14 protein-coding genes and 1 tRNA gene are annotated in these 13272 nt (G+C 36.1%); 10 read left to right on the top strand and 5 right to left on the bottom strand.

Features of this window, described 5'->3' with window-relative positions:
- Positions 1-95: 95 nt before the first annotated feature.
- The 3 genes from DYE60_RS08150 to DYE60_RS08140 form a co-directional block, all read right to left on the bottom strand.
- On the bottom strand, positions 96-722 hold the full coding sequence (locus DYE60_RS08150) for a TfoX/Sxy family DNA transformation protein (RefSeq protein ID WP_147285454.1): 627 nt from the start codon (positions 720-722) through the stop codon (positions 96-98).
- A gap of 197 nt (positions 723-919) precedes the next feature.
- Positions 920-996 (bottom strand) — tRNA-Ile (locus DYE60_RS08145).
- A gap of 91 nt (positions 997-1087) precedes the next feature.
- Positions 1088-1654 (bottom strand): elongation factor P hydroxylase, encoded by a 567-nt coding sequence (locus DYE60_RS08140; protein ID WP_115316108.1) that lies wholly within the window; start codon positions 1652-1654, stop codon positions 1088-1090.
- A 196-nt stretch (positions 1655-1850) separates the two neighbouring features.
- Here DYE60_RS08140 and DYE60_RS08135 point away from each other — a divergent pair, with 196 nt between their 5' ends.
- From DYE60_RS08135 to rlmB, 8 genes are all read left to right on the top strand, one after another.
- Positions 1851-2525, top strand: coding sequence for a 7-cyano-7-deazaguanine/7-aminomethyl-7-deazaguanine transporter (locus DYE60_RS08135; protein WP_115316107.1), 675 nt, complete (start codon positions 1851-1853; stop codon positions 2523-2525).
- 171 nt (positions 2526-2696) lie between these two features.
- A complete protein-coding gene (rplU, locus tag DYE60_RS08130) occupies positions 2697-3008 on the top strand; it encodes a 50S ribosomal protein L21 (protein WP_115316106.1) in 312 nt (103 codons plus the stop codon).
- Positions 3009-3028: 20 nt separating this feature from the next.
- A complete protein-coding gene (gene rpmA / locus DYE60_RS08125) occupies positions 3029-3286 on the top strand; it encodes a 50S ribosomal protein L27 (protein WP_115316105.1) in 258 nt (85 codons plus the stop codon).
- Between the two features lie 70 nt (positions 3287-3356).
- Entirely contained in the window at positions 3357-4283 is a 927-nt protein-coding gene (locus DYE60_RS08120) for a DMT family transporter (protein WP_115316104.1), read from the top strand.
- A 14-nt stretch (positions 4284-4297) separates the two neighbouring features.
- Positions 4298-5464 carry an Obg family GTPase CgtA gene (gene cgtA / locus DYE60_RS08115; protein WP_115316103.1) on the top strand — a complete coding sequence of 389 codons (1167 nt, stop codon included), beginning with the start codon at positions 4298-4300 and terminating at the stop codon, positions 5462-5464.
- Positions 5465-5739: 275 nt separating this feature from the next.
- On the top strand, positions 5740-7050 hold the full coding sequence (locus DYE60_RS08110) for a SulP family inorganic anion transporter (protein WP_115316102.1): 1311 nt from the start codon (positions 5740-5742) through the stop codon (positions 7048-7050).
- A gap of 126 nt (positions 7051-7176) precedes the next feature.
- Complete coding sequence (locus tag DYE60_RS08105; protein ID WP_115316101.1) at positions 7177-9018, top strand: AMP-dependent synthetase/ligase; 1842 nt, start codon at positions 7177-7179, stop codon at positions 9016-9018.
- Complete coding sequence (gene rlmB / locus DYE60_RS08100) at positions 9018-9755, top strand: 23S rRNA (guanosine(2251)-2'-O)-methyltransferase RlmB (RefSeq protein WP_115316100.1); 738 nt, start codon at positions 9018-9020, stop codon at positions 9753-9755. Before DYE60_RS08105 ends, rlmB begins: the two co-directional genes overlap by 1 nt.
- Before the next feature lie 72 nt (positions 9756-9827).
- Here rlmB and DYE60_RS08095 read toward each other — a convergent pair whose 3' ends face one another.
- Positions 9828-10505 (bottom strand): phosphoribosyltransferase family protein, encoded by a 678-nt coding sequence (locus DYE60_RS08095; RefSeq protein ID WP_115316099.1) that lies wholly within the window; start codon positions 10503-10505, stop codon positions 9828-9830.
- A 118-nt stretch (positions 10506-10623) separates the two neighbouring features.
- Between DYE60_RS08095 and DYE60_RS08090 the strand changes: the two genes are divergently transcribed.
- Complete coding sequence (locus DYE60_RS08090) at positions 10624-11430, top strand: Cof-type HAD-IIB family hydrolase (RefSeq protein WP_115316098.1); 807 nt, start codon at positions 10624-10626, stop codon at positions 11428-11430.
- A gap of 90 nt (positions 11431-11520) precedes the next feature.
- Here the strand turns inward: DYE60_RS08090 and DYE60_RS08085 are convergent, their stop codons facing one another.
- The gene (locus tag DYE60_RS08085; protein ID WP_115316097.1) at positions 11521-12252 is read right to left on the bottom strand and encodes a glutathione peroxidase; all 732 of its coding nucleotides are present in this window, start codon (positions 12250-12252) and stop codon (positions 11521-11523) included.
- Positions 12253-12361: 109 nt separating this feature from the next.
- Between DYE60_RS08085 and oxyR the strand changes: the two genes are divergently transcribed.
- Positions 12362-13249: a DNA-binding transcriptional regulator OxyR gene (gene oxyR, locus DYE60_RS08080; protein ID WP_115316096.1), complete on the top strand. Its 888-nt coding sequence runs from the start codon at positions 12362-12364 to the stop codon at positions 13247-13249.
- Positions 13250-13272: the final 23 nt, after the last annotated feature.

Here is a 13272-nt window from a genome sequence, read left to right as displayed (position 1 = left end):
AAAAATGGATAAAAATAACATTTTCCACAAACGGTATAATCTAGGGCTGTATCATTTCAACCTTCAATAAGACGACACTCTTTTATAATCTCATTTTAAGACTTTTTTATTTTTTGAGAAAAACGCTTTCTTAAACCAGCATCATATAATGCGGCATCAGTCTCTCGTAGCAAAGATTGTTTTTGCTCATCTTTAAGAATATAAACCAATTTGTTATGCAAAGCACCGTGTAACTTAAACAGAAACACTTCTGCAACATCCACGCCCTGTTCAATCAATTTTACAAATACTTGTATCTCGCCTAAATTATATAAATCATCAATGGTGTTGATGCCGTGTCGTTGTAATAATCTTTCTAAATTGATATTCATATTTGGCAAATGTCTAATTGATTTTTCTATTTTATTTGTTGCTTGCTTCTGTTTTAAATCAGTAATTAAATCAGATAAAAAATTATTTTGGGAGAATTGATAAAATCTATCTTTATCAAAAAAATGAAAATCACGTACTAGAATAGGGTTGCCTTTCGTAAAAGATATATTATATTTTTCAATCAAATCTTCCGTTATTTTTAAATAAAACTGACCGTCTTTATACAAACCAAACATGATATTATCGACAAACAAACCATAATAGGAAAAATACGTTTTTATGGCGATAAGTCCCACCAGTGGCTCTAATACATTTCTTATCTCTGCTGTATTTGCACTTACTTTATTCACTTTTGCTCTCCTAAACTCTAAAAAGTCTAAAATATACACTATAAGCAACTTATATATAAAAAATTCATTAAATTTTGCGATCTAGATCGTAAAAATGAACTAAATTTAGATTTTTTTCTAATGTTATAAATCAAAAAATGATAAAAATAGATATGTAATAATCGAAAAGAGCTGGAGTTTAAGAAAAGAATGGAAAATGGTCCCCCCAACCGGACTTGAACCAGTGACCAATCGATTATGAGTCGACTGCTCTAACCAACTGAGCTATGGGGGGATAATGCGAAAAGCGAAAGCATTATAGTGAAAAAAAGAGTGAAAAGCTATCTTTTATCGTGCGTTAGAATAAAAAATAGCCTTTAATTTAATTAGATTTTTTCCAAATAAAAGCGATTAAGATCAATATAATCAGGGGTTTGATAAAACTCGCTTAATGCGTGACGTAATTTTTCCGCTCTTTCTGATAAACCTTGCGAAGCATATTGTTTTACCTGTTCGTAGACGGCTTGTTTAAAAGCACTATTATCGCCTGTATTTCCACTTAAATTATCTGCACTAGCAAAATAACGAAATCCTGCGGCAACGGCTAAAATCCATTCGATTGCTTGTGGTTTCACTTCTACTTTTTCAAACTCTCTTTGACGCTCAGCTGAACGTCCATCAGGTTCATACCAATAGCCAAAATCTTCTAATTTATGGCGTTCTTTTCCAGCGATTAGCCAGTGAGCAATTTCGTGTAATGCACTGCTGTAATAGCCTCTTGCAAACAAAATGATATTATAATCACGCTCACTTGGTTTGCCCCCCTCATCTAAAAATGCGGGAAGATAGATAGGATAATTGCCTCCAAAATTAAGTTTTACATTATATTCTTCAAAAAAAGTATCATTAAAAATTTTGATCAGATCTTCAACATTATGGTTGTCTTGGTTCATGTTAAATCGTGAATTAAATTAAAAAAATCGGTCGCACATTATAGCTTAATTTTGAGGAAAAAATGGTAAATTTTTAATAAAATCACACCGCTTAATATTAAGGTTGTATTGTATTTTTAATCAAAATAAGTAAGATACGCACCTCATTAAATTTTGGGTTCCCTAACCCCAGCTCTTTTTATAAAAAGGATACAATATGTTTCTCAATATCGATTTTTCTGATCGTCAAAAGCGACGTTCGTTAATTTTACTTTCTTTATTCCATATTTTTATTCTCACTATAAGTAATTATTTGGTGCAACTGACTTTTGAAGTAAAAATTCCGTTAACGGACATTCAAATTCCAACCACGTGGGGCACATTTTCATTCCCTTTTATCTTTTTGGCCACAGATCTCACGGTACGAGTATTTGGCGTACAATTGGCTCGCAAAATTATTTTTGCAGTAATGTTTCCGGCATTAGTGATAAGTTATGTGATTTCAGTGATTTTTTTTGAAACCCAGTTTCAAGGATTTTCTGCACTGGGGGAGTTTAATTTCTTTGTTTTTAGAATTGCCTTAGCGAGCTTTGCCGCTTATGTTGTGGGGCAGTTTATGGATATCATCATATTTAATCGACTTCGCAAAACGGCAAAATGGTGGATTGCACCTACGTCGTCAACACTATTTGGTAGTTTAATTGATACCTTTGTTTTCTTTTGTATTGCTTTTTATCAATGTGCTGATCCTTATTTAGCAACGCATTGGTTTGGCTTAGGTGTAGTAGATTATTTAGTAAAAATTAGCGTAAGTATGGCGTTATTTTTACCACTTTATGGTTTATTATTAAGCTTCATCATTAAAAAATTTAATTTAGCAGTGACAAAATAACGTATCTTTCAGTTTCTTTGATTATTTTAGAGATTTACAAAAATAATTCAAAAACACGCTTGATCGTCAAGCATTTTTTGCGTAGAATTGGCGACCTATTTTAATGTATTAAAAATGTTAGTAGCAAAGTTAATTAGACAAAATGTGAACGCATAATTTAGCGGAGTATATATGTACGCAGTTTTCCAAAGTGGCGGCAAACAACACCGAGTAAGCGAAGGTCAAGTAATTCGTTTAGAAAAACTTGAAGTTGCAACTGGTGAAACAGTTGAATTCGACAAAGTGTTAATGGTCGTTAACGGTGAAGATATCAAAATCGGTGCACCAATCGTTGATGGTAGCAAAGTAGTAGCAGAAGTTGTTTCTCACGGTCGTGGCGATAAAATCAAAATCGTTAAATTCCGTCGTCGTAAACACAGCCGTAAACAACAAGGTCATCGTCAGTGGTTCACAGAAGTGAAAATCACTACGATCACAGCATAATTTCAGAGGAGATCAAGTAGATGGCAACTAAAAAAGCAGGTGGTTCAACTCGTAACGGTCGTGATTCTGAAGCTAAACGCCTTGGTGTTAAACGTTTCGGTGGCGAATCTGTATTAGCGGGTAGCATTATCGTTCGTCAACGTGGTACAAAATTCCACGCTGGTACTAACGTAGGTATGGGTCGTGACCATACATTATTTGCAACAGCAGATGGTAAAGTTAAATTTGAAGTTAAAGGCGACAAAAATCGCAAATACGTGAGTATTGACGCAGAGTAATTTTCAAAGTAAAGAATAAATGACCCCGCATCTTAGCGGGGTTTTTTTATAGGATTTAAGAAAAGATAATATGAAACAAAGACCTTTACTCGGCTTTTCATTAGCATTGCTTGCCACATCAATGTGGGGGGCTGTACCTATTGCAGTACAAAAAGTCTTAACTGTGCTGGATCCAACTACAATTGTATGGTATCGCTTTTTAGTCGCAGGTTTAGGCTTATTGGTTATATTAGGGCTAACAAAAAAATTACCTAAACTCACCAATCTATCATTTAGACAATATAAGTGGATTTTATTCGGTATTCTAGGGCTTTCTGGTAACTTTTTCTTATTCAGTTCCGCATTGCAATATATTTCCCCAACAACCACCCAAGTTTTAAGTCAATTGTCCCCTTTTATAATGATGATTGTCAGCGTATTATTATTCAGAGAAAGTTTTGGTTTACATCAAAAAATTGGGTTAATATTATTGGTTGTTGGTTTAGTTACTTTCTTTCATCAGCAGTTTGAAGAAATATTACAACTCGGCGATTATGCGTTAGGTATATTATTTGGCATAGGTGCATCGTCTATTTGGGTGCTTTACGGCATTTCACAAAAACTATTATTGGCTCGATTTAGCTCACAACAAATTTTATTTATTATTTATATTGGTTGTGCAATAGTATTCAGTGGTTTTGCCACACCAAGTCAATTTGGTGAATTAGATGGATTTACATTAGGGTGTTTTATTTTCTGCTGTATAAACACCTTAATCGGTTATGGTGCTTACGCAGAAGCACTAAATAATTGGGACGCCTCAAAAGTGAGTGCGATAACTGTGTTGATCCCAATCTTCACAATGTTATTTTCAAATATTGGGTATTATTCTTTCCCTGCAATATTTGAAAATCCTGAAATGAATTTTTTAAGTTATGTCGGTGCATTTATTGTTGTTTCAGGTACAATTTTATCAGTACTAGGACATAAACTAATCAAAAAGAATAGAATTAAATAATTTTAGGAGTAAAAATGAAATTTATTGATGAGGCTCTTGTAAGAATTGAAGCAGGAGATGGCGGGAACGGTTGTGTGAGTTTTCGCCGTGAAAAATTTATCCCAAAAGGTGGTCCTGATGGAGGCGATGGCGGTGATGGTGGTGATGTTTATTTAATTGCAGATGAAAACTTAAATACCTTAATTGACTATCGTTTCACAAAACGCTATGCCGCTGAACGTGGGCAAAATGGACGCAGTGCAAACTGTACGGGTGCTAGAGGTAACGATATCACATTACGTGTACCAGTAGGAACTAGAGCGATAGATAACGACACCAAAGAAGTGATTGGTGATTTAACCAGACACGGAATGAAATTATTGATCGCCAAAGGTGGTTTTCACGGTTTAGGAAACGCGCGTTTTAAATCATCGGTAAACCGTACTCCTCGCCAAAAAACCAATGGTACAGAAGGCGAGAAACGTGATTTAATGCTCGAATTGATGCTATTAGCTGACGTTGGTATGCTTGGCTTACCAAACGCAGGTAAATCAACGTTTATTCGTAGTGTCTCTGCTGCAAAACCAAAAGTGGCGGATTATCCATTTACGACCTTAGTACCAAGTCTAGGTGTGGCACGTGTTAGTGGCGATCGTAGTTTTGTGGTAGCAGATATTCCTGGTTTAATCGAAGGGGCGTCTGAAGGAACAGGGTTAGGTATCCGTTTCTTAAAACACTTAGAGCGTTGTCGTGTATTATTACATCTTGTCGATATTATGCCTGTTGATGAGACCGATCCAGCGGATAACATCGCTATTATTGAATCAGAACTATATCAATACAGCGAAAAATTAGCGGATAAACCACAATGGTTAGTTTTCAATAAATGTGACGTCATTGGCGAAGAAGAAGCCCAACAACGTGCTAAAGAAATCGTTGAAAAACTCGGTTGGGAAGGCGATTACTACATTATTTCAGCTGCAACAGGGCATAATGTATCAGCACTAACCAATAATATTATGGACTTTATTGAAGCTAACCCTCGTGAAGTTGAAGAAGAACAACAAGCGAAAACCGAAGTTGAATTCAAATGGGAAGATTATCATAATCAAGCAATGCAAAATCCTATCACTGAAGATGACTGGGACGATGATTGGTCTGAGGAAGATGAAGAAGGCGTAGAAATCATTTACAAACCTTAATATTTTCTCAGTATAAAATATAAAAAAACGTGTTAATCCAAATTGGAATTAACACGTTTTTTTATCCATTTTTTAATAAACTAAGCGGTCATATTTGATCGAAAATTTGCAAATTTAGTGGATTCTTACTGTTGAGGTAAAACAATTTATCTCGTTTTTATGTAAAAATCAGAAATACACTTTTTTTCATACTTTTTAAGCGTATAATACGCACTCTTGTGATTAAATTTCAATCTTTTCACTGTTCCTCATTTATTTTATAACATTTGACTATTATGAAACCTTTATCTAAAAATAATTTTTCAATTTCTGGTTTGTACACCAACATAATGGCTGCCCTTGTGGTGAGTTTTGTTGCGTTAAGTTTAGGTGCGTCTTTTGGTTTGTTATCTGGACGTGGTGCGTTATCAGGTATGATTGCGGCGGGCGTGATCGCTTTTGTTACTTCGTTATTTGGGGGAACACGTATTCAATGTTCTGGTCCGACTGCCCCAATGTCGGCGGTGGCGATTGCCGTATTAGTTTCAGCAGAGCAGTTGAGTGCGAGTCAGCTTGATGGAATGACAATCAATCAACTCTTTAATTTTACGGTGATTTTAAGCGGTTTAATGCTCGGACTCGCCGCATTGTTTCGTGCCGGTAATTTAATTAAATGGATCCCAAACAGTGTGATTTCAGGCTTTATGTCGGGGATTGCGATCTTAATTTGGATTGGGCAAATTAAACAACTTTTTGTGGTTGATGATCTTTGGACATTTGATAAAACAGCATTGCTGAATTCGGGTATTGCATTGCTTACCTTAGCGATTATCCTGTTGTTCCCTAAAATCAGAAATAAAACCTTTCAACGTATTTTAGCGTTCTTCCCAGCGACTTTAATGGCGATTATTATTGGGACGATTTTAGTGCATTTATTTAATATTCCAATTGAAACGATCAATATTGATAGTAATATCCTTTCGGTTTCTATCGGTGAATGGGTACAGTCGCAAATTCCAACCCATATCTCTTTTGAATTGTTGCTGTTTGCTGCGCCATTGGCGTTTCAGTTAGCCTTATTATGCTATTTGGATACCTTAATGACGGCATTGGTCATTGATAAAATCAGTGGCGAGGACACTCAGCGTAACCGTGAACTCGTCGCACAGGGTATTGCTAATGCGGCAGCCGCATTGCTTGGTGGTTTACCGGGGGCTCAGGCAACTATCCGTTCTGTGCTTATTTTAAAAGAGGGGGCAACCTCACGCTTTGCAGGGATTTTAGTTGGGGCCTTTGTGATTGTGGAAATCTTTGTATTCCTTGATTGGATCAGTTTAATTCCAAAAGCGGTCTTTATCGGCGTGCTGTTTAAAGTCGGCTATGATGTATTGGATCGTGTCGTGATCAGAGAGTTATGGAAAATTATGTTAGGGCGTAAAGCATTATTGTCTAAAAAAGATATTCCTTTGATTGTCTTGACCATTTTAGTGACGCTTTTTGTTGATTTAAGCGTTGCAGCGATTGGGGCAACGATTTTGTTCTATATCATTCAAAAATTAACGAATAACAGCTTGCCCGACCTCAATAAGTTATTAGTAAAACATTGATTCTATTGACTATTAAGCGGTAAGATTTATTTTGTTTTTTGCAAAAATAAATTCTTACTCGCTTTTTTTATAAGAAAAAGTTATATTGCAAACGTTTTTGTCCTTAATTTTAGTAGAAAGAACATTATGAATTTATTAGATCTCCATATCGTTAATCGTGTACGACAGCAAGCGGAAAGTCACCCGACGCGTTGTGCATTACGTTTTAAAGAAAACAACACGTGGCAAGATATTTCGTGGGCTAAATTTCAACAAAAATTAGATCAGCTTTCATTAGCATTACTGAATCAAGGCATTGGTATTCAGGATAAAGTCGGTATTTTTGCTCACAATATGCCAAATTGGACGATTGTAGATATTGCGACCTTGCAATTACGTGCGATTACCGTGCCAATTTATGCAACGAATACACCAAAGCAGGCAGAATATATCCTTAATAATGCTGATGTTGAAATTTTGTTTGTGGGGGATCAGCCACAACTCGATGCTATTTTAACGGTGGCAGAAAATTGCACTGCATTAACTAAAATTGTGTTGATGAAAGAAGGATTGCAATATGCTGAGAATGACTTGATTATTGAATGGCAAGATTTTATTGCATTAGGTGAAAATGCCGATCAACAGGAATTTGAGCAACGTCTTGCAACTAAAAATTTAGATGATCTTTTTACGTTAATTTATACATCAGGTACGACAGGCGAGCCGAAGGGCGTAATGCTAACGCATTCTAATCTTGCTCATCAATTCCAAAGCCACGATTTAGCCTTACTTCCTATCGATTATCACGATGTTTCCCTTGCTTTTTTGCCTTTCTCTCACGTTTATGAACGTGCGTGGTCTGCTTATATGTTGCATAAAGGGGCAGTAATTTGCTATTTGGAAGATACCAATGAAGTGCGTTCTGCATTGGCTGAAACTAAGCCGACCTTGATGTGTGCAGTGCCTCGTTTATATGAAAAAATGTATGCTGCGATTTGGGATAAAGTAGATAAAGCCTCACCATCTCGCAAAAAATTATTTAATTGGGCGATTAGCATTGGTGAACAAAGTTTACAAAAAGATCAACATTCGCTGTGGTTAAAAGCACGTTATAAACTTGCGGATAAATTGGTGCTTTCAAAATTAAGAGCATTACTAGGCGGACGGGTGAGAATGTTACCTTGTGGCGGTGCGAAATTAGAACCAACAATCGCTGAATTTTTCCATTCTATCGGTATTAACCTCATCACAGGTTATGGAATGACAGAAACCACCGCAACGGTATCTTGTTGGGAACAAAAGGGTTTTAAGAGTAATTCTATCGGCAAAGTTATGCCAAATGTGGAAGTCAAAATTGGTGAAGATAATGAAATTTTAGTACGTGGTGGCATTGTAATGAAAGGCTATTACAAAAAGCCACAGGAAACAGCGGAAACCTTTACCGAAGATGGTTTCTTAAAAACAGGGGACGCAGGCGAGATTGACGAGTATGGCAATTTATATATTACGGATCGCCTCAAAGAGCTAATGAAAACCTCAAACGGAAAATATATTGCACCACAATATATTGAAGGTAAAATTGGTAAGGATAAATTTATTGAGCAAATTGCCGTCGTGGCGGATGCCAAAAAATACGTTTCAGCCCTTGTTGTACCAAGTTTTGATGCATTGGAAGAACTGGCGGAACAGCTTAATATTAAATATCAAAACCGTTTAGAGCTAATAAAAAATTCTGAAATTGTGCATTTTTTTGAAAATCGTATCAATGAATTACAAAAAGAGTTGGCACATTTTGAACAAGTGAAAAAATTTACGTTACTTTCAGAAGAATTTAGTGCCAAAATGGAAGAAATCACCCCGACGTTAAAATTACGTCGTAAAGTCATTTTAGAGCGTTATAAACATCATATTGAAGAAATGTATAACGAATATATCGGACACAAAAAAGAAGAAAAAGAGACTTCTGAAAAAGAACAGGACAAAAAATAATGAGTGAACATATTTATGGTATCCACGCGGTGGAATCATTTTTAAAAAACGCCCCAGAGCGTTTGATTGAAGTTTTTGTATTAAAAGGGCGTGAAGATAAACGCTTACAACCGTTATTAAAACAGTTGAAAGATTATGGAATCACAACCCAATGGGTAAACCGCAACACCTTAGATAAAAAAGCCCAAGATGAAGTCCATCAAGGAATTATCGCTAAAATTGTACCAACTAAGGACTTAAACGAGCAAGATCTTGCCGCTTTAATCGAGCAAAAACCACAGCCGTTTTTATTGGTTTTAGATGGCATTACCGACCCGCATAATTTGGGTGCGTGTTTACGAACAGCAGATGCTGCGGGTGTTGATGCAGTGATCGTACCAAAAGATAAATCGGCTCAATTAACCTCAGTAGCACGTAAAGTCGCGTGCGGTGCAGCGGAAACCGTACCGCTAATTCGTGTGACTAATCTTGCTCGCACATTGCGAGAATTAAAAGAAAAGCACATTTGGATTGTTGGCACAGCAGGTGAAGCTACTGAAAATCTTTATCAAGCAAAATTAACAGGGGCGGTTGCCTTAGTAATGGGAGCAGAAGGCGAAGGAATGCGTCGTTTAACCCGTGAACATTGCGATCAGCTAATTAGTATCCCAATGGCGGGATCGGTTTCATCGCTGAATGTTTCTGTGGCGACAGGGGTTTGCTTGTTTGAAATTGTAAGGCAGAATTTGACACTCTAATTTTCTAATAAAATGATCGCTTTTAAGCGGTCATTTTTATTTTAAAATTTGCAAAAATATTATTTATACAAATCATGCTCGACACAACGCCCACACTTGAATTTCTTTCACTCCTTGTTTACGTAATTCACAGCAAATTGCGTTAATGGTTGAACCTGTGGTAACGACATCATCAATAACAGCAACACGGCGATAATGTTTAATCGGTTGATAACAAAACGCTTTTTTAAGATTATGGCGACGTTCTTTGGCGGATAATTCACGTTGTGGTTGGGTGTGACGAATACGCGTCAAACTTTGGGTATCACAAGGAATGTTTAGCCATTTTGCTAAAGGAATCGCTAATAATTCCGCTTGATTATAACCTCGCTTAAAATGACGTTTCCAGTGCAGTGGCACAGGGATTATTACTTCTGGTAACAGTAGAGAATGTTCTCGTTGCGCGTTTTTTACGGCAAGTAACAGTAATCTGGCTAATGCGTTATCCAAATCATATTTTTGATGAAATTTGAAGTCTGCAATCCAATGATTAAGCGGTGCTTTATACCAACAGATTTGCAAAAAACGATCCCATTTGGGTTCATCTTTAATGCAATTTCCACAGCCGATACTGTTTTCTAATAAGATTGAGCCACACTGTCCACAATAAGGCGTGATTGGGAGCTGTTGATAACAGCGACAACAAAATCCGTGCGAAGTAATCGCTAAGGGTTTTTCACAATGAAAACAACGAAATTGAGCGAAATTCATTTTGATACTCAATGAAAATGAAGCAATTTTACTAGAATGAAAATCAAAAAAGTCGCATATTTTTGTGATCTTGATCGAGAAAAAGCCTAAAATATCGCAGATTACACAAGGAGAAAGTATGAATTTAGAAAACCAGATAAAAATCGTTTTTTTTGATATTGATGATACCCTCTATTATAAAAAAGAAACACGTATTCCTGAAAGTATTATCAATGATGTGCTACCAAAATTAAAAGCAAAGGGTATTATTCCTGCGATTGCGACAGGGCGATGCTTTGGGGCATTTCCAAAACCTTTAAGACCTTTAGTGAATGATAATGGTTTTGAGCTTTTGGTAACCATCAACGGACAATATAATCAGTATAAAAATCAAGTGATTAGTAAATATCCAATGACAACCGAGCGTATTGAAGAGGTTATTGAGCAGCTTAAAGCATTAAATATTGAGTATGCATTTGTGTCGAATGAATGGATTGCTGTGTCCAAAGATACCCCAGAAGTTCAGCGTTCTGTTCCTCCAATTCAAGAAAATTATTTAGTCGATCCTGATTTTTATAAGCATAACGATATTATGCAAATGTTAGCGTTTTATCCACAATCTCAGGCAGAAGAAGTGCTAAATTCAGGTATTTTCAGTGATGATTTAAAAGAAGTGCGTTGGCACGCTGATGCAGTGGATATTTTAGTGAAAGCAAATTCTAAGGCAAAAGGCATTAGTGATGTATTGCAACATTTGAATATTGATATGAAAAATGCGATGGCATTTGGTGATGGCTTAAATGATCTTGAAATGATGAAAAGTGTTGGTTTAGGTGTTGCAATGGGCAATGGTGAGCCACAACTTAAAGAGTTAGCAGATTTTGTCACAAAAAATATTGAACAGGATGGTATTTTATTTGCGTTACAGGAGTTGGGGATAGTTTAGGCTATCTTACTTTTTTCTATGAAAAAATCTCAAATACTTATTAAGGTATTTGAGATTTTTAATTTTAAGTTATTACTTAATTATTATCGATTATGCAAAGTGTTTTGCTAAATCGTCATATCCACCGATGTGTTTTCCACCGATAAATACTTGTGGTGCTGTTGCACGACCAGTGATTGCACGAACAGAAGTCATAGTTGCATCACGACCTAAGATGATTTCTTCATAAGGAATGTTTTGCTCTTCTAATAACATTTTCGCTTTTGTACAGAATGGGCAACCTGGTTTAGTGATGATTGATGCAGACTCTTTTGCTTCCCAATCAGGTTTTAAGTATTTGATCATTGTATCAGCGTCAGATACTTTGAATGGGTCGCCTGGCTCTTGTGGTTCGATGAACATTTTTTCAATTACGCCATCTTTCACAAGCATAGAATAACGCCAAGAACGATCGCCGAAGCCTAAATCGTCTTTGCTTACTAACATACCCATACCTTTAGTAAATTCGCCGCTACCGTCTGGGATCACTTTGATGTTTTTTGCATCTTGATCTGCTTTCCAAGCATTCATTACAAAAGTATCATTTACTGATAAACAGTAGATATCATCAACACCTAATGCTTCAAATTCGCTCGCTAATTCGTTATAACGAGGTAAGTGAGTTGAAGAACAAGTTGGTGTGAATGCACCTGGTAATGAGAATACGATTACAGTTTTACCCGCAAAAATATCGTTAGTTGTTACATCAACCCAGTTGTCTTCTTGACGAGTGTGGAAGGTAACCTGTGGTACTTTTTGACCTGAAATATCTTGTAAAGACATAATTTTCTCCTAATTTATTGAGGTTTCTCATTAAAAACTGTTGACTATTTTACACTGATTTATGTCATAATGTCGCCTATTATATCAATAGGTTTTATAGAGGATTTCTATGAATATTCGTGATCTTGAATATCTAATTGCACTTTCAGAGTTTAAACATTTCCGTAAAGCGGCAGACGCTTGCAACGTGAGCCAGCCGACATTAAGTGGTCAAATTAGAAAATTAGAAAATGAGTTAGGTACTATACTACTTGAACGTACCAGCCGTAAAGTATTATTTACCCAAGCAGGATTGATGCTGGTTGAACAAGCTAAAGTGGTATTGCGAGAAATAAAAGTATTCAAAGATATGGCAAGTAATCAGGGCAAAGAGATGTCTGGGCCACTACACATTGGTATTATTCCAACACTAATGCCTTATTTATCGCCTATTGTTTTACCTTTTTTATCCAAAGCATTTCCAAAACTAGAGCTTTATTTGTATGAATTACATACATCAGAACTTGTTCAGCAATTAGAATCTGGACAACTTGATTGTGGTATTTCTGCTTTCTGCCACGAAACAGCCCCTTTTATTGAAGTCCCTATTTTTGATGAAAAAATTCAGCTCGCGGTTTCTAATAAACACAAATGGGCAAAAAAAGAAGAAATTGCATTATCCGATTTAGCAGAACAGGAAATGCTTCTACTTGAAGATGGTCACTGCTTACGAGATAAAGCATTGAGTTATTGCTTATCAGTAGGCGGAAAAGAAGATAAACACTTTAAAGCGAAAAGTTTAGAAACATTAAGAAATATGGTGTCAGCTAATATGGGAATAACCTTAATGCCTGAATTAGCGATTGAGCCAAATGCAGAGAACCAAGTGCATTATATTCCTTTTAAAGAGCCAAAACCTTTCCGTTCTATTGGTTTGATTTATCGTCCGGGTTCGCCATTAAAAATTAGATATGAGCGATTAGCCTCTGAAATCAAACAGATAATGAGCGAACGTTAATCTCAAATAAGCGGTTAAATTTT

This window comes from Phocoenobacter uteri, assembly GCF_900454895.1.
In the GTDB taxonomy this organism is placed as follows: domain Bacteria; phylum Pseudomonadota; class Gammaproteobacteria; order Enterobacterales; family Pasteurellaceae; genus Phocoenobacter; species Phocoenobacter uteri.
This window is presented reverse-complemented; position numbering and strand designations above follow the sequence as displayed.